13 protein-coding genes are annotated in these 17067 nt (G+C 68.8%); 12 read left to right on the plus strand and 1 reads right to left on the minus strand.

What is annotated here, in order from left to right; translation table 11 throughout:
• Nucleotides 1–52 precede the first annotated feature (52 nt).
• From V6S02_RS05360 to V6S02_RS05375, 4 genes are read left to right on the plus strand one after another with little or no spacing between them, the layout of a single operon-like run.
• Nucleotides 53–1261 carry an MFS transporter gene (locus tag V6S02_RS05360; protein ID WP_336400131.1) on the plus strand — a complete coding sequence of 403 codons (1209 nt, stop codon included), beginning with the start codon at nucleotides 53–55 and terminating at the stop codon, nucleotides 1259–1261.
• Nucleotides 1262–1270: 9 nt separating this feature from the next.
• A complete protein-coding gene (locus V6S02_RS05365) occupies nucleotides 1271–2872 on the plus strand; it encodes an MFS transporter (protein WP_336400132.1) in 1602 nt (533 codons plus the stop codon).
• Between the two features lie 4 nt (nucleotides 2873–2876).
• A complete protein-coding gene (locus V6S02_RS05370) occupies nucleotides 2877–4562 on the plus strand; it encodes a sensor histidine kinase (protein WP_336400133.1) in 1686 nt (561 codons plus the stop codon).
• Nucleotides 4562–5740: a hypothetical protein gene (locus V6S02_RS05375; RefSeq protein WP_124293063.1), complete on the plus strand. Its 1179-nt coding sequence runs from the start codon at nucleotides 4562–4564 to the stop codon at nucleotides 5738–5740. The genes V6S02_RS05370 and V6S02_RS05375 overlap by 1 nt, the downstream gene beginning before the upstream one ends.
• A 3-nt stretch (nucleotides 5741–5743) precedes the next feature.
• Here V6S02_RS05375 and V6S02_RS05380 read toward each other — a convergent pair whose 3' ends face one another.
• Nucleotides 5744–6115: a response regulator transcription factor gene (locus tag V6S02_RS05380; protein ID WP_240638456.1), complete on the minus strand. Its 372-nt coding sequence runs from the start codon at nucleotides 6113–6115 to the stop codon at nucleotides 5744–5746.
• Between the two features lie 110 nt (nucleotides 6116–6225).
• Here V6S02_RS05380 and coaE point away from each other — a divergent pair, with 110 nt between their 5' ends.
• The 8 genes from coaE to whiA all read left to right on the plus strand — a co-directional run bounded on the left by coaE (nucleotide 6226) and on the right by whiA (nucleotide 16949).
• Nucleotides 6226–6852, plus strand: a complete 627-nt coding sequence (gene coaE / locus V6S02_RS05385; RefSeq protein ID WP_336400134.1) for a dephospho-CoA kinase — start codon at nucleotides 6226–6228, stop codon at nucleotides 6850–6852.
• Between the two features lie 40 nt (nucleotides 6853–6892).
• The gene (locus V6S02_RS05390) at nucleotides 6893–7501 is read left to right on the plus strand and encodes a hypothetical protein (protein WP_336400135.1); all 609 of its coding nucleotides are present in this window, start codon (nucleotides 6893–6895) and stop codon (nucleotides 7499–7501) included.
• A gap of 37 nt (nucleotides 7502–7538) precedes the next feature.
• Nucleotides 7539–9617, plus strand: a complete 2079-nt coding sequence (gene uvrB / locus V6S02_RS05395) for an excinuclease ABC subunit UvrB (RefSeq protein WP_124293067.1) — start codon at nucleotides 7539–7541, stop codon at nucleotides 9615–9617.
• Entirely contained in the window at nucleotides 9610–10047 is a 438-nt protein-coding gene (locus V6S02_RS05400; protein WP_336400136.1) for a VOC family protein, read from the plus strand. Before uvrB ends, V6S02_RS05400 begins: the two co-directional genes overlap by 8 nt.
• 73 nt (nucleotides 10048–10120) lie before the next feature.
• The gene (gene uvrA / locus V6S02_RS05405; protein WP_336400137.1) at nucleotides 10121–13075 is read left to right on the plus strand and encodes an excinuclease ABC subunit UvrA; all 2955 of its coding nucleotides are present in this window, start codon (nucleotides 10121–10123) and stop codon (nucleotides 13073–13075) included.
• Between the two features lie 7 nt (nucleotides 13076–13082).
• Nucleotides 13083–14993, plus strand: a complete 1911-nt coding sequence (gene uvrC, locus V6S02_RS05410) for an excinuclease ABC subunit UvrC (protein WP_336400138.1) — start codon at nucleotides 13083–13085, stop codon at nucleotides 14991–14993.
• Nucleotides 14986–15897 (plus strand): RNase adapter RapZ, encoded by a 912-nt coding sequence (gene rapZ, locus V6S02_RS05415; RefSeq protein WP_442927898.1) that lies wholly within the window; start codon nucleotides 14986–14988, stop codon nucleotides 15895–15897. The genes uvrC and rapZ overlap by 8 nt, the downstream gene beginning before the upstream one ends.
• A 74-nt stretch (nucleotides 15898–15971) precedes the next feature.
• Nucleotides 15972–16949 (plus strand): DNA-binding protein WhiA, encoded by a 978-nt coding sequence (gene whiA, locus V6S02_RS05420; RefSeq protein ID WP_124293069.1) that lies wholly within the window; start codon nucleotides 15972–15974, stop codon nucleotides 16947–16949.
• Nucleotides 16950–17067: the final 118 nt, after the last annotated feature.

Here is a 17067-nt window from a genome sequence, read left to right on the forward strand (position 1 = left end):
CTGTGCCGTGTGCGGACGAACGTGACGGGATGAACCGCGTAGCGTCGGACCGATGAGCGACGCGACCGGGCACCTGCCGGGGAGCCGCGCGTACCGGCGTCTCCTCGTCGCCCTGTTCTTCGCCGGGATCGCCACCTTCGCGCAGCTGTACTCGCCTCAGGCGGTGCTGCCGCTCATCTCCGCCGACCTCGACGTGTCGCCCCCGACCGCCTCCCTCGCGGTGTCGGTGACGACGCTCGGTCTGGCCGCCGCCGTCATCCCGTGGTCCATCGTCGCCGACCGCTTCGGTCGCGTGCCGGCCATGACCGTCGGGATCTGCGCTGCCACGGTCCTCGGGCTGCTGGCGCCGCTGGCCGACGACATCGGCGTGTTCCTCGGCATCCGACTCGCCGAGGGTGTGGCGCTGGGAGCGATCCCCGCCATCGCCCTGGCCTATCTGAGCGAGGAGGTCGACGCGCGCCACACGGCGTCCGCGGCGGGGAGCTACATCGCCGGTACGACCGTCGGCGGGCTCTCGGGACGGCTGGTGTCGGGCCCCGTCGCCGACCTCGTCGAATGGCGGGCCGGAATGTGGGCGGTGGCGATCCTGTGCGCGGCCTCGGCCGTGGTCTTCCTCTGGCTCGTCCCGCGCGCGCGGGGCTTCATCGCCCACCGCCATCGGCCGGAGCGCCGGCTCGGCGAGCGGCTCTCCGCTGTCATGCGAACCCCGGCCCAGCTCGCAATCGACGCGCAGGGATTCCTCCTCATGGGAGCGTTCGTCGCGGTGTTCAACTACCTCGGTTTCCACCTCGCGCAGCCACCGTTCTCCCTGCCCGGGTGGCTGGCGACCCTGCTGTTCCTCTCCTACCTCGCCGGGACGGTCTCATCCCCCTGGGCCGGTGCGCTCGCCGTGCGTCACGGCCGGCTCCCGGTCCTCCTCGGCGGCATCTCGGCGATGCTCGTGGGGCTGGTTGCGCTGCTGGCTCCCACGACCGCGGTCGTCCTCCTCGGTCTCCTCGTCTTCACCGCGGGGTTCTTCGCGGCCCACGCCGTGGCGTCGGGCTGGGCCCCCGTGGCCGCTTCGGCCGATACCCGGGCGCAGGCGTCCTCGCTGTACTATCTCGCCTACTACGGCGGGTCGAGCCTGTTCGGCTGGTGCCTCGGCTTCGTCTACGCCGGGCCCGGCTGGACGGCCTTCATCGCTGCGCTCGCGGCGATGTGCACCGCTGCCGCGGTCACCGCTGCTGTGGTGCTGCGCACCGCAGGTCTCGCGCCTCGATAAAGTGAGCGCGTGACTCAGACGCGCGCGGGCGACACAGACCTCGGCACGGTCCCGCCCCGGGCGCCCGTGGTCCTGACGGCCCTGATCCTGGCCGCGCTGGTGTGCAACATCAACCTCGCCGCCGCCAACGTCGCCCTTCCCGACGTCGGCGACGCCTTCGGCGCCACCCAGACCGCGCTGAATCTCGTCGCCGTCGGGTGCGGGCTGGGGCTTGCGATGTCGGTGCTGTACCTCGGGGCTCTGGCCGACCGCTACGGACGCAAACAGCTGCTTCTGCTCGGCCTCGCTCTCACCGTCGTCGCAAGCTTCCTCTCCGCCTTCTCCCCGACGGTGGAGATGCTCATCGCCGCGCGGATCTTCACCGGTGTCGCAGCCGGCATGGCCTTTCCCACCACCCTGTCGCTGATCACCGCGCTGTGGGCTCAGGGGCCCCGGCGTACCGTGGCCATCGCCCTCTGGTCGGGCGTCAGCGCCACGGCTGCGGTGATCGGCTCCGTGCTGGCAGGGTTGCTGCTGACGATCTGGTGGTGGGGCTCGGCCTTTCTGCTGGCGGCGCCCATCGCTGCGATCGCCTTCGTCCTCGTTGCGCTCTTCGTGCCCTCGCACGTCAAGGAGAACGACGACCCCGTCGATCACCTCGGAGGGGTTCTCGCGACCCTCGCGATCGCCGCGCTCGTGCTCGGGGTGAGTCTGGTCTTCGCGCCCGGTCAGACTCTGCTCGGGCTGATCCTGCTGGGCGCAGCGGTGGTGCTGCTGGCACTGTTCGCCTGGCGCCAGATGGCGGCGCGGCATCCGATCTACGAACTGAGGGTCGCCCGACGGCGCATGTTCTGGGTACCGGCCACCGGTGGCACGATCGTCTTCGGCTCGCTGATGGGGGCGATGTTCGTCGGGCAGCAGTTCCTCCAGAACATCCTCGGGTACAGCACCCTGGAAGCCGGGGTGGCGGTGGTGCCGGCCGCCGTCGGTCTGCTGCTGTGCGCTCCGCTGTCCGCGCGGCTGCTCACCTCGCGTGGGTCGCGCGCGACCATGCTGGCGGGGTATGCGCTCGTCCTGCTGGGCTTCCTCACCACCCTGCTGTGGGGGGAGTCCACGCCGTACGTGCTCGTCGGCGCCGGCTTCCTCTTCATCGGCAGCGGTGCCGCCTTCGCGATGACGCCGGCTTCGCGTGCGCTCACCGAGAGCACGCCGGTCAGACGCGTGGGGATGGCGTCAGCGACCTCGGATCTGCAGCGCGACCTGGGCGGCTCGATCATGCAGGCCCTCCTCGGGGCGGTTCTCGCAGCCGGCTTCGCGGCCTCGTTCGCCCGTCAGATCGCCGCGTCGGCCGAGGCGCAGTCGGTGAGTGCCGAGGTGACGCAGGCGCTGCAGGCCTCGTACGCCTCGGCGCTGCGAGTCGCTGAGCAGTATCCGCAGTACGCCACCGAGATCACCCAGGGGGCGACGCAGTCCCTGCTCGACGGCGCGTTCTCCGCCTATCTGATCGGTGCTGTCGCGATCGTCGTCGGTGCGGTGGTCGTGGCGGTCTTCCTCCCCGGATTCGCCCGCGAGCAGGAGCTCGTCGCGGGGTACGCGCGGGAAGACGCCGAACCGTCGGCAGGGCGGTCGTAGTCGCATGGACGTCACCCCCACCGCATCCGTTCCCTCCGCCGCCCCCGACACGCGCCGCTGGATCGATGTCGTCCTCGCCGATCGCGCGCGCGGGCGTTCGCCCGCTCTCACCCAGCTCCTCCTCGGGGCGCTCGTCCTGGCGGTCGCGATCGCCGTGCTGGCGACGGATGTGGTGGGGAGCATGCCGGTCTTCTTCGCCGGGGTGATCGGGATCTTCATCCTCACCGGACTCGCGCTCGTGGTGCCGTGGGACCGCATGTCCTCGTGGTGGCTGATGGCGATCCCGTTGGCCGACATCGTCGCCGTCGGCGTCATCCGCAGTGCCGCCCCCGCCCTCGGGACGGGATTGCTCTTCATCTTCCCGGTGATGTGGCTGGCGACCGGCTTCGGGATCGCGGGCCTCATCTCGGGGGTGGTCACGGCCAGCGTGACCTACTGGATAACCGTGGCCATCGGGCCGCCGAACGGGGCGGTGCTGAGCACCATCCTCCTGCCCGTCGTCCTCATCGCCGTCGGGCTGACCTCCTTCCTCGCCGCGCGGCGGGCGGCGGCACAGCGGATGCTGCTGGACAAGCAGGCCGCGCTGCTGCGGCAGTCGGCCGAGCGGGCCCGGCGTCAGGAGCAGCTCGTGACCGAGGTGCTCGACGCCGTCGACTTCGGCGTCATCCGCATCGACGAGACCGGCGCGATCACGGTGACCAATGACGCCCATGCCCGCCTGCAGCAGGTGCTCGCCGACGTCGAGGCGGAGGATCAGCTCGAGGCCTACCGCACGGATCGCACGACCCGCCTGCCGCGCGAAGAGCTCCCGCTCGAGCGCGCGCGCCGCGGCGCGGTCTTCCAGGACGAGCGCGTGTGGTTCGGTACGCCGGGCGGCCTGCAGCGGGCGTTGAGCTTCACCGCCCGACGGTTGCGCGATTCCGACGGTCGGGATGCCGGCGCGGTCGTCGTCTCCCGCGATGTCACCGTCGAGATGCTCGCCGCACGGGCGCGGGACGAGGTGATCTCGTCGGTGTCGCACGAGCTGCGGACCCCACTGACGTCGATCCTCGGCTACATCGAGCTCGCCATCGACGACCCCGAGACACCGTCCCGGATCCGATCGAACCTCCAGATCGCCGACCGGAACGCCGAACAGCTGCTCGAGCTCGTCTCCGACGTCCTGACGGCATCGGCGGCTGCCGACGACCGCGTCGAGCTCGTCATGCAGCCGGAGGTCGTGGAGGTCTCCGAGGTCATCCGAGCGGCCGTCGAATCGCTCGTGCTCCGCGCGGGCGAGCGCGGCGTCACCATCGACACGACCCGGCTGCGTCCGGCGCACGCCTATGTCGACCCGCGTCGGCTCGCCCAGGTGATCGACAACCTGCTCTCCAACGCCGTCAAGTACAACCGCGAGGGGGGACGGGTGTCCTTGCAATCGGCGACCACGGGGCGATGGACCGCGATCGTCATCGAGGACAGCGGCGTGGGCATGACGGAGGAGGATGTCGAGGCACTCTTCCAGCGCTATTACCGCGGTGTCGCGGTGCGCTCCTCACCCGTGTCGGGAACGGGTCTCGGTCTCGCGATCAGTCGCGACATCGTCCGCGGGCACGGCGGCGACATCACGGTCAGCAGCGTGCTCGGGGTGGGCTCGACATTCACCGTCACCCTGCCCGCGACCCGTCCAGGCGGAGGAGGGGAGGCCTGATGCTCGCGGATCTCGATCTGGTGACGTCAGCGGTGATGACCGCCCTTGTCGTCTTCGTCGCGGGCACCGTGTTCCTCCTCGAGACCGTGCTTCGTCGCGATGAGGCTGCCGGGCGGGCGTGGGCGCTGGGATTCCTCGGCGCCATCCTGACCTCCCTGCTCTACCTCGCCTGGGCCGCCGATCCCACCGCCTTCTGGGCGGTCGTCGCGGGCAACTCCGCGTTCGTCGCCGGAACCGGCGCGATGTGGATCGGCTGCCGCCTCTACAACGGTCGACGAAACGGTCTTGCCATCGGCATGATCGCCGTGCTCAGCGCGGTCACCGCCGTCGCCACGGTGCTCGAACAGCCGAGCCTCGATGACTGGGCGGGAGCGGCGTGGACGTTCGCCGCTCTCGTCGTCGTGGCCGGTGCGGCGGGGATCGAGTGCTTCCGCGGTTCGCTCGGCGGCATGCGGACGGCGTGGGTGCTCGGCGCCGTGTTCGCCATCGAAGCCGTCTACTTCTCCTTCCGTCTCCTCGCGTTCCTCCTGATCGGCCCCGACGACCCGTTCTTCCAGACGTGGTTCGGCAGCGTCGTCGTGGGGATGCTGACGGTCCTGCTGATGATCGTCGCCGTGGTCGTGACCTCCGTGCTCCGCGCAGGACGGGCGGAACTGCGCCACCAGCGTGCGCTGGCCGGAGCAGAGGATGCTGTGACGGGGATCCTCACCGAGAAGCGTCTTCGCGCCGCCCTGGATTCGCTGACGGCCACGGCCGAAGCCCGGGGCGTGGCGCTCGCGGTGATCGAGGTCAGACTCGACGACCTGGCACACATCGCCACCGCCTTCGGTGAAGACGCGCGCCGCGAGGCGATCGTGGTGTGGCGCGAGGCGGTCCGCAGTCACGCGCCTCTGTTCTCGGTGATGGGGGAGGACGGCGAGGGCGGCATCGCCCTGGTCACGACCGCGTCCTCACCGAGCACCGCCCGCCGGGAGGCCATGACGCTGTACCGCGGCAGTTTCGACGCCCTCGGTCAGCTTTCCGGCGTCGGTCTCCCCGTCGTCGGCGTCGGCGTCGCGCTGACCGAGATCGTCGGATACGAGCCTGAGACGCTTCTTCGGGTGGCGCGCACGAGCGCCGTGAGCGGATTCTCCAGCGCCGACTCGGCGGTGGTGGTCGCGCGCACCGCCGAGGCGTGAGACCTACTCGGGTCGACGCGTCGTCGTCAGCGCCTCGATGCGGGCGCGCAGCTCCCGCGGCCGGAAGGGCTTGCGGAGATACTCGTCGGCGCCGGCGTCCAGTCCCTCCTGCGCATCCGACTCCTGCACGAAGGCCGTGATCATGATGATGTGGGTGGCGCTGAAGCGGCGGATGCGCCGGGCGGTCTCGTACCCGTCGATCCCGGGCATGCTGATGTCGAGGGTGACCACCTCGGGTGACACGCGACGCACCAGCTCCACGCCGTCCAGTCCATTGTCGGCGGCGTGGACGGCGTAGCCCGCCGATTCCAGGACGAGCGAGATGAGCGACCGGATGTCGGCCTCATCTTCGATCACGACGGCTGACTGTGTCACCGCGTTGCCTCGCTCGCTTCCGGCCGCGTTCGGGGGGTGCGTCCGATCGGCCCAGTCTAGAGGGCGCAGCCCTCCGGCGTCCCACGACCTCGGCGTGGCATGCTCGGAACATGTCTCTGCTCGCGCTCACCGGCGGGATCGCCTCGGGGAAGTCGACCATCGCCCGGCGCCTCGCCGACCACGGCGCCGTCGTCGTCGACGCCGACGCGATCGTGCGCCACGTCCAGCTGCCGGGCTCCCCGGTCCTCACGGCGCTCGCCGCGGAGTTCGGCGACGACATCCTCCGCGAGGACGGATCACTGGACCGGGCCGCCCTGGCCGGCCGCACCTTCGGCGATGCCGCGGCGGTCGAGCGTATGAACGCCATCGTGCATCCCGCCGTCCGGGAGGAGTCGGCCCGGCGTTTCGCCGAGGCGTTCACAGCGGACCCCGACGCGGTGGTCGTCTACGACGTCCCCCTTCTGGCGGAGGCCCGCGCCGCGGACCCCTGGGATCTGATCGTGGTCGCCCACGCGCCCGCGGAGATCCGACGGCGACGGCTGGTCGACCTGCGAGGCTTCACGGAGCAGGACGCGACCGCCCGGATCGCCGCGCAGGCGAGCGACGACGAGCGCCTCGCGCTCGCCGACGTGGTGATCGACACTGCGGTGCCGATGGCGGACACGCTCTCCCAGGTCGACCGGCTCTGGCAGGAGCTGCCTCGACGGATCGTAGAGAAAAACGCCAGACGCCGCTGAGTTCGGCGTACCCTGTCGCTACCGATCAGGAGGAGCCGACATGGGAGCGCTCTGGAGATTCCGTCGGCGGCGGAGGGCGCCGTACCGCGCGGTCACCGAGGAAGAGCAGATCTCGAGGTACGTGTACCTGCTGAACACGCTCCCGGCATCGGTCATCGAGAGCGCGCACGCCACGGCGTTCCGCGACCTCCCGCTGGAGCGCCGGCGAGCAATGCTCGCAGAACTCCGTCCTTTCCTCCGTGACGACGAGCGGCAGGATGCCGATGCTGAGCCGTGTCTGCTGGCCACACTCGTCCGCCGTGCCGAGCAGTACCGCAGCGAGCGGGCGGACGGTCGGATGACGCCCGAGGCGGGCGACCCGCGACAGACGGCCGACCCGCGATCGATCCTGATGAGTGCCGGGGTCATGACGGTCGTCGCGCAGCAATTCCTCCTGACCCAGGCGGTCACGGCCTACTTCACCGTCGGCGCCGGGTCTCTCATGCTCGCGGAGCAGCCGGGATGGCTCGTCGACACCGTCGACCCCACGGCGGCATCCGTCGACGCCGGCGGGTACGCCGGCGACGGGGGGTTCGGGGGCGGAGCATTCGGCGACGGCGGCGGCTTCGGTGGAATGGACGCGGGCGGATTCGGCGGCGGTTTCGGCTGACGGAGCGGATGTCGGAGGGCGCGCCTACGCTGGAACAGTGCAGACCACACGATCCGTCAGGCCCTTCGAGGTCGTCAGCGAGTACGAGCCGTCCGGCGATCAGCCGTCGGCGATCGCCGACCTCGCCGCCCGCATCAATGCCGGCGAAACCGACGTCGTCCTGTTGGGAGCGACCGGAACGGGAAAGTCCGCCACCACCGCGTGGCTGATCGAGGCGGTGCAGCGGCCCACCCTGGTGCTGGCGCACAACAAGACCCTGGCCGCCCAGCTGGCCAACGAGTTCCGCGAGCTCATGCCGCACAACGCGGTCGAGTACTTCGTGTCGTACTACGACTACTACCAGCCCGAGGCCTACGTGCCCCAGACCGATACCTTCATCGAGAAGGACTCGTCGATCAACGCCGAAGTCGAGCGGCTGCGCCACTCGACGACGAACTCGCTGCTGTCCCGACGTGACGTCGTGGTGGTCTCGACCGTGTCGTGCATCTACGGCCTCGGCGCGCCCGAGGAGTACCTGCGTGCGATGGTGGCGCTGCAGGTGGGCGAGGTCTACGACCGCGACGCTCTGATCCGCAAGTTCATCTCGATGCAGTACAACCGCAACGACGTGGACTTCTCGCGAGGGAACTTCCGCGTCCGGGGCGACACGATCGAGATCATCCCGGTGTACGAGGAGTACGCGATCCGGATCGAGATGTTCGGCGATGAGATCGAGGCGCTGTACATGCTCCACCCCCTCACGGGTGATGTCGTGCAGCGCATGGAGTCGGTTCCGATCTTCCCTGCCTCTCACTACGTCGCGGGTACCGAGACCGTGCAGCGCGCGATCGGAACGATCGAGCACGAGCTCGCCGAGCGCCTGAAGGAGCTGGAGTCGCAGAACAAGCTGCTCGAAGCGCAACGGCTGCGCATGCGGACGACGTTCGACCTCGAGATGCTTCAGCAGCTGGGTTTCTGTTCGGGGATCGAGAACTACTCGCGTCATCTGGACGGACGGATGCCGGGGGAGCCGCCGCACACTCTGCTGGACTTCTTCCCCGACGACTTCCTCATGGTCATCGACGAGTCGCACGTGACCGTTCCGCAGATCGGTGCGATGTACGAGGGTGATGCCTCTCGGAAGCGCACGCTGGTGGAGCACGGGTTCCGGCTCCCCAGTGCGCTGGACAACCGACCGTTGCGATGGGACGAGTTCAAGGAGCGCATCGGACAGACGGTCTACCTCTCCGCAACCCCCGGACGCTATGAGATGGGCATCGCCGACGGGGTGGTCGAGCAAATCATCCGACCCACCGGACTGATCGACCCGCAGATCGTGGTCAAGCCGTCGAAGGGCCAGATCGATGACCTGCTCGAAGAGATCCGCCTTCGCGTGGAGCGCGACGAGCGCGTGCTCGTGACGACCTTGACCAAGAAGATGGCCGAGGAGCTCACCGACTTCCTCGGCGAGCACGGCGTGCGCGTGCGGTACCTGCACTCCGACGTCGACACCCTGCGACGCGTGGAACTGCTGACCGAACTGCGCGCCGGCGTGTACGACGTCCTGGTCGGGATCAATCTGCTCCGTGAGGGTCTCGATCTTCCGGAGGTTTCGCTGGTGTCGATCCTGGACGCCGACAAAGAGGGCTTCCTCCGATCCGGCACCTCCCTCATCCAGACCATCGGCCGTGCGGCGCGAAACGTCTCGGGTGAGGTGCACATGTATGCCGACACCATCACCGATTCGATGCGGAACGCGATCGACGAGACGAATCGTCGACGCGACAAGCAGATCGCCTACAACCTCGAGCACGGCATCGATCCGCAGCCCCTGCGCAAGCGCATCGCCGACATCACCGAGGTGCTCGCTCGCGAGGCGGACGACACGAAGGCCCTGCTGAACCGCAAGGACGCGCGAGTGAAGTCGGGGAAGGGCAAGTCGCCTACGCCGCAGCTGCGACGGGAGGGCATCGCGGCCGAGGGCGCCGAGCAGTTGGAGGCCACGATCGCCGACCTGTCCGGCCAGATGCTCGCGGCCGCAGGGGAGCTGAAGTTCGAGCTCGCGGCGCGCCTGCGTGACGAGGTGCAAGACCTCAAGAAAGAGCTTCGCGCGATGGAGCGAGCCGGTCATGCCTGACACGTCGATGGCGCAGCGGGTCAGCCTCATCACCCTGGGTGCCACCGACCTCGAACGCGCACTGGCCTTCTACCGCGCCCTGGGGTGGGCGCCGCACGAAAAGTCGATCGACGGCGTCGTCGCCTTCTTCCAGCTCGACGGGTTCGTCCTCGCGCTGTGGGGAAGGGCAGAGCTCGCCGAAGATTCCGGTATCGACGACCCTGGCGGATGGGGCGGGGTGACTCTGGCGCACAACGTGTCCTCCGCCTCCGCGGTCGATGCCCTTCTCGGCGCGGCCGCAGACGCGGGTGCCCGGATCAGTCGTCCGGCCGGGCCGACCCCGTGGGGCGGATACTCGGGTGTCTTCGTCGATCCCGACGGGCACCCGTGGGAGATCGCGCACAATCCCGGATGGCGGCTCGACGCTGCGGGGCGGGTGTCGATCGGCTGAGAGGATCGTGCCTCGGTTCTCGCTCGGCGCGAACGCCGGACTCCATGTCGGAGGCCCCACCTACACTTGACGGGTGCCCATCGTTCCCGTCGCCCTGCCCGGTTCCCCCGCTTCCACAGGCCTTCCGACCGGCTCCGCATCCGGCGGAAATCTCTCCTTCGGGTCGTCCGGAAAACTCAGCGTCCGAGGCGCGCGCGTCCACAATCTGAAGGACGTCGACCTCGACATTCCCCGTGACTCGCTCGTGGTCTTCACCGGCTTGTCGGGGTCGGGGAAGTCCAGCCTCGCCTTCGACACGATCTTCGCCGAAGGTCAGCGCCGATACGTCGAGTCGCTGAGCGCCTACGCCCGTCAGTTCCTCGGCCAGGTCGACCGGCCCGACGTGGATTTCATCGAGGGCTTGAGCCCCGCCGTCTCGATCGATCAGAAGTCGACCAACCGCAACCCGCGGTCGACGGTGGGCACGATCACCGAGATCCACGACTACATGCGTCTGCTGTGGGCCCGCATCGGCATACCGCACTGCCCCGAGTGCGGAGAGATCATTCAGCGGCAGACCGTGCAGCAGATCGCCGATCAGCTCATGGAACTCCCCGAGCGCACCCGCTATCAGATCGTCGCGCCGGTGGTCTCGCAGAAGAAGGGCGAGTTCGTCGACCTCTTCAAAGAGCTGAGCGCGAAGGGCTACTCTCGCGCCATCGTCGACGGCGACATGGTTCAGCTCGCCGACGCCCCGACGCTGAAGAAGAGCTACAAGCACGACATCGCGGTGGTCGTCGACCGCCTGGTCGCAAGCCCCGACATCCTCTCCCGGGTCACCGACTCGGTCGAGACGGCGCTGGGCCTGGCCGGCGGAGTCATGCAGGTCAACTTCGTCGACCGCGAGGGCGACGAGGCCTGGCAGTCCTTCTCCGAGAAGTTGGCGTGCCCGAACGGGCATCCGCTGCAGCTGACCGAGATCGAACCGCGGACGTTCTCCTTCAACGCTCCGTTCGGCGCCTGTCCCGCCTGCTCGGGTCTGGGCACCCGCATGTCGGTGGATGTCGAGCTCATGATCGGCGACGAGGACCTCTCGATCCGCGACGGCGTGCTGATCCCGTGGACGACACAGGGCAAGGGACTCTTCCAGTACTACGAGCGGCTGCTGGAGGGTCTTGCCCGCGACCTGGATTTCTCGCTCGACACCCCGTGGCGCAAGCTCCCCGCCGACATCAAGGACGCGGTTCTGCGCGGCGAGAACTACAAGGTCACCGTCCGGTGGAAGAACCGGTACGGGCGGGAGATGCGGTACTCCTCGGGCTTCGAGGGCGTCGTCCCCTACATCGAGCGGCAGTATCTGCAGGCCGAGTCCGACACACAGCGGCAGCGCTGGGCGGAGTTCCTGCGCGAGGTCCCCTGCCCCGTCTGCGACGGGGCGCGGCTGAAGCCCGAGGTGCTGGCGGTGCAGGTGCATGGACATTCCATCGCGGATGCCTCGCGGCTGAGCCTGGGTGACGCCCACGCGTTCTTCGCCGACCTCGAGCTGACCCCGCGGGAAGCCAAGATCGCGGCGCAGGTGCTGCGCGAGATCCGCCTCCGGCTGGACTTCCTCATCCAGGTGGGGCTGAACTACCTCAACCTCAGTCGTTCGGCCGGTTCGTTGTCGGGGGGAGAGGCGCAGCGCATCCGTCTCGCGACCCAGATCGGCTCAGGCCTCACCGGCGTGCTCTACGTTCTCGACGAGCCCTCCATCGGTCTGCACCAGCGTGACAACCGTCGCCTGATCGAGACGCTGGTCAAGCTCCGCGATCTCGGCAACACCCTGATCGTCGTCGAACACGATGAGGAGACGATCCACGCCGCGGACTGGATCGTCGACATCGGTCCGCGCGCGGGCGTCGACGGTGGCGAGGTGGTGCACTCCGGACCGCTCGATGATCTCCTGGCCGACCCGCACTCGATCACCGGCGACTATCTCTCCGGTCGGCGCGCGATCCCGACGCCCAAGAAGCGGCGCCGGATCGATCGCTCGCGCAAGATCAGCGTCGTGGGTGCCCGGGCGAACAACCTCCGCAACGTCACCGTCGACTTCCCCCTCGGTGTGCTCACGGCCGTCACCGGGGTCAGCGGCTCCGGCAAATCGTCACTGGTGAACGACATCCTCTATCAGGTGCTGGCATCGCGGCTGAACGGTGCGCGCACCGTGCCGGGAAAGCACACGAGAGTGACGGGTCTGGACAACCTCGACAAGGTCGTCCACGTCGATCAGGCACCCATCGGCCGTACGCCTCGCTCGAATCCCGCGACCTACACGGGCGTCTTCGACCGCGTCCGCACCCTCTTCAGCGAGACCCCCGAAGCCAAGGCCCGGGGCTATCAGCCGGGCCGGTTCAGCTTCAACGTCAAGGGGGGCCGCTGCGAGGCGTGCTCGGGTGACGGCACGATCAAGATCGAGATGAACTTCCTCCCCGACGTCTACGTCGACTGCGAGGTCTGCCACGGCAAGCGGTACAACCGCGACACCCTCTCGGTGCACTACAAGGGCAAGAACATCGCCGAAGTGCTCGAGATGCCGATCTCCGAGGCGGCGGAGTTCTTCGAGCCCATTCAGGCCATCCACCGCTACCTGAAGACCCTCGTCGACGTCGGCCTAGGCTACGTGAGGCTCGGACAGTCGGCGACGACCCTCTCCGGGGGCGAAGCGCAGCGCGTCAAGCTCGCGACGGAGCTGCAGAGGCGCTCGAACGGACGCAGCATCTACGTCCTCGACGAGCCGACGACGGGGCTGCACTTCGAAGACGTGCGTCGATTGCTCGAGGTGCTGAACGGGCTGGTCGACAAGGGGAATTCGGTCATCGTGATCGAGCACAACCTCGATGTCATCAAGTCGGCCGACTGGGTGATCGACCTCGGGCCCGAGGGCGGATCGGGCGGGGGTCAGGTGATAGCCACGGGCACACCCGAGCAGGTCGCGCGCGTCGAGGAAAGCCACACCGGCGCCTTCCTGGCCGAGGTGCTCGGCGAGTCGGCGGTCCGCAAGGCCGGCTGAGTCGGCCGTGACGACCACCGAACGCGCCCCCCGCCGGGGCCGACCGCAGCTGTCCTACCGGCCCAAGGCTGGTGAGATCCCCACCAATCCGGGGGTCTACCGGTTCCGCGATGGGCAGGGACGCGTGCTCTACGTCGGCAAGGCGAAGAACCTCCGCGCCCGCCTGTCGAACTACTTCGCTCCGCTGCACACCCTCCACGAGCGCACGCGACGGATGGTGACCACCGCGACGTCGGTGGAGTGGACGGTGGTCGCCACCGACGTCGATTCCCTGCAGCTGGAGTATCAGTGGATCAAGGAGTTCGATCCCCCCTTCAACGTCCGCTACCGCGACGACAAGTCCTACCCGTTCATGGCTATCACCCTGGGCGATGAGGCTCCGCGCGTGATGGTGACCCGCAACCACCGGATCGCGGGGGCGAAGTATTTCGGGCCGTATCCCAAGGTGTGGGCGGTCCACGACACGATCGACCTGCTCATCAAGGTCTTCCCGATCCGCACGTGCAGCGACGCGTCGTACAAGAAGGCGATGGCTTCGGGGCGCCCGTGCTTCCCGGGGCAGATCGGCCGCTGCGGCGGACCGTGTTCGATGAAGGTGACGATCGAGGAGCATCGCGCCGTCGTCGACGACTTCATCGCCTTCATGGCGGGCGGCGACCAGCGCTTCACCCGCGAGATGACCGCCCGGATGAACGAGGCCTCGGCGGCGATGGACTACGAATCCGCGGCGGTGTACCGAGACAAGCTCCAGGCCATCGACGCGGTCCTCAAGCGCAGCGCCCTCGTTCTGCCCTCCGACACCGATGCCGATCTCTTCGGCATCGCCGAAGACGAACTCGCCGCCGCCGTGCAGCACTTCGTCGTCCGCGGCGGCCGGGTGCGCGGTGTGCGTGCGACCACCATCGAGAAGGAGATCGACATCTCCGGGGCCGACCTCGTCGATCAGGTGCTGCAGCGCACATACGGCGACGCCGCGGCAGCCGACATCCCACGCCAGGTGCTCGTACCCGAACTTCCTGATGACGCGCAGGAACTGGAGGAGTGGCTCCGCGAGAGGCGCGGTAAGAAGGTCTCGATCGGTGTCGCCCAGCGGGGGCAGAAGGCGGAGCTGATGAAGACGGCGACGCTGAACGCCCAGCAGGCACTCATGCTGCACAAGACCCGCCGTACGAGTGACTACGTCGCTCGCACCCAGGCGCTGACCGATCTGCAGGAGGCGCTGGGTCTGGACGAAGCGCCCCTGCGGATCGAGTGCTACGACGTCTCCCACCTCGGGGGGACCAACGTCGTCGCGTCGATGGTCGTCTTCGAAGACGGACTGCCGCGCAAGGATCAGTACCGTTCCTTCAAGGTGGAGCAGACCTCGGATGACACCGACTCGCTCCATCAGGTGCTCACACGCCGGTTGGCCTACCTCGATCGACCCGAGGACCAGGAAGAGACGTCGGAAGAGTGCGTCGTCGCGCGCAAACGGCCCCGCTTCGCCTACCCGCCCCAGCTTCTTCTCGTCGACGGCGGTCAGCCGCAGGTCGCCGCCGCAGCCCGGGCCCTCGCCGACGCCGGACACTCCGAGATCGCCCTGGCGGGAATCGCCAAGCGGCTCGAGGAGGTGTGGCTGCCCGGCGACGACTTCCCCGTCATCCTGCCGCGCACCAGCGAGGCCCTCTATCTCCTCCAGCGCCTGCGCGACGAAGCCCATCGATTCGCGATCAGACATCAGCGCAGCCGCCGTCGTCGCGACATCCAATCCGTGCTGACCGAGGTGCCCGGCCTCGGAGAGGCCCGCATCCGCGCCCTTCTCCGCCACTTCGGGTCGGTGACCGCGCTGAAGAAGGCGACACCCGACGAGATCGCCGAGCTCCCCGGTGTGGGGCCGAAGCTCGCCGCCGCGATCGTCGACCACCTCGCCGATGGGTAACCTGGAGCAGACGACGGGGGAGGGCATGGCCGACGAACAGACGACGCCGGGTGAGATGCTCATCGTCTCGGGGATGTCGGGCGCAGGGCGTTCCACGGCGGCGAACGCCCTCGAAGACCTCGAGTGGTACGTGGTGGACAACCTGCCCCCGCAGATGCTGAAGCCGCTGCTCGATCTGACCGAGCTCGCCGCCCACGCGCTGCCCAAGGTGGCCGTGGTCGTCGACGTCCGGGGGCGCAATCTCTTCGCTGAGCTCCCGCAGGCGCTGCACGATCTGCGCGACCGACGCCAGCTGCGCGTGCTCTTCCTCGATGCCTCCGACGAGGTGCTCGTGCGTCGCTTCGAGGCCGTACGTCGTCCGCATCCGCTGCAGGGCGAGGGCACGATCCTCGATGGGATCCGGCGCGAACGGCAGCGACTGGCCGCGATCCGTGAGAACGCCGACCTCATCATCGACACCTCGCAGTTCAACGTCCACCAGCTGGCGACCCACATGGTCGACCTCTTCTCGGAGGAGGGTGCGGCACGGCACGTGGTGACCGTCATGAGCTTCGGATTCAAGTACGGTCTTCCGCCCGACGCCGACCTCGTCGCCGACATGCGCTTCCTCCCCAACCCCTACTGGAACGATCAGCTGCGGCCACTGACGGGCGTCGACGAGGGTGTGCGCGACTACGTCCTCGAACAGGAGGGCGCGGTGGCGTTCATCGACGCGTATGCCGCCGCACTCCGACCGGTGCTCGAGGGCTACCAGCGCGAGAACAAGCGGCACTCGGTCGTGGCGATCGGCTGCACCGGCGGAAAGCACCGTTCGGTGGTGATGGCCCGCGAACTCGCCGCACGACTGGGCGAGGTTCCCGGTGTCGCCGTTCGCGTGAAGGATCGCGACCTGGGGCGCGAGTAGCCGAGGCCGTGGTCGTGGGCGGCGGGGCGCCCGAGTAGGCTGGAGCGTCGTTCCGACCCATGCTGAGGAGTCCCGTGTCGCTGACCGCTGAGGTGAAGGCCGAATTGACCGCTGTCCGCGACCCGCGGCCGACGGCACGAGTGGCCGAACTGACGTCGCTGCTGAGGTTCGCGGGCGGTCTGCACTCCATCGCCAATCGGGTCGCGGTCGAAGCCGAGGTCGACACCGAAGCCTTGGCGCGTCGCGTCGCGCGTGATCTCGTCGAGCTCTACGGCGTTCGTCCCGAACTCGTCCACGTGCATGGCTCGGGGGCCCGTAACGGCAGCCACTACGCCGTCCGGGTGATCGAGGGCGGTGAGACCCTCGCCCGCCAGACCGGACTCCTCGACCAGCGACGCCGACCCGTCCGCGGCCTCCCGAATCGGCTCACCACCGGTGCCCGCCCCGACCTCGCGGCCATCTGGCGCGGCGCTTTCCTCGGCGCCGGTGCGCTCAGCGAGCCGGGACGATCAGCGGCGCTGGAGATCAGTTGCCCCGCCTCGGAGGCCGCGATGGCGCTCGTGGGTGCCGCGCATCGATTGGGCATCCCGGCGAAGGCGCGCGAAGTCCGCGGCATTCCCCGCGTGGTCGTCCGCGAGGGGGAGGGTATCCGCGTCGCCCTGGCCGAGATGGGCGCTGCGCGCGCGGCGGCTCAGTGGGATCAGCTCCGCCAGCGCCGTGAGGTGCGCGCCGGCGTGAATCGACTGGTGAACTTCGACGACGCCAACCTCCGCCGCTCGGCGCAGGCGGCGGTCGCCGCGTGCGCACGGGTCGAGCGGGCGCTGGAGATCCTCGGCGACGAGGTGCCGGAGCACCTGCGTCAGGCCGGTGAGCTCCGTCTCGCGCACCGCGACGCCAGTCTCGACGAGCTGGGTCACCACGCCGACCCGCCGCTGACCAAGGACGCCGTCGCCGGCCGCATCCGTCGTCTGCTCGCCATGGCCGACAAGAAGGCCGAGACGGACGGGATCCCCGGCACCGAGTCGGCGGTTCCTGCCGGCGTGGACGACTGATACAACGTCTCGTCGCGGGGAACAAGCCCGGAGACCGATTGTTGGGTCTCAGTAGGATGAAACCCGTCACCCTCGCTGCGCCGGGGAGCCTCGGCGCGCGCCGATAGGAAGAAGAGAA

It is taken from the genome of Microbacterium sp. CCNWLW134, assembly GCF_037083565.1.
Classification (GTDB): domain Bacteria; phylum Actinomycetota; class Actinomycetes; order Actinomycetales; family Microbacteriaceae; genus Microbacterium.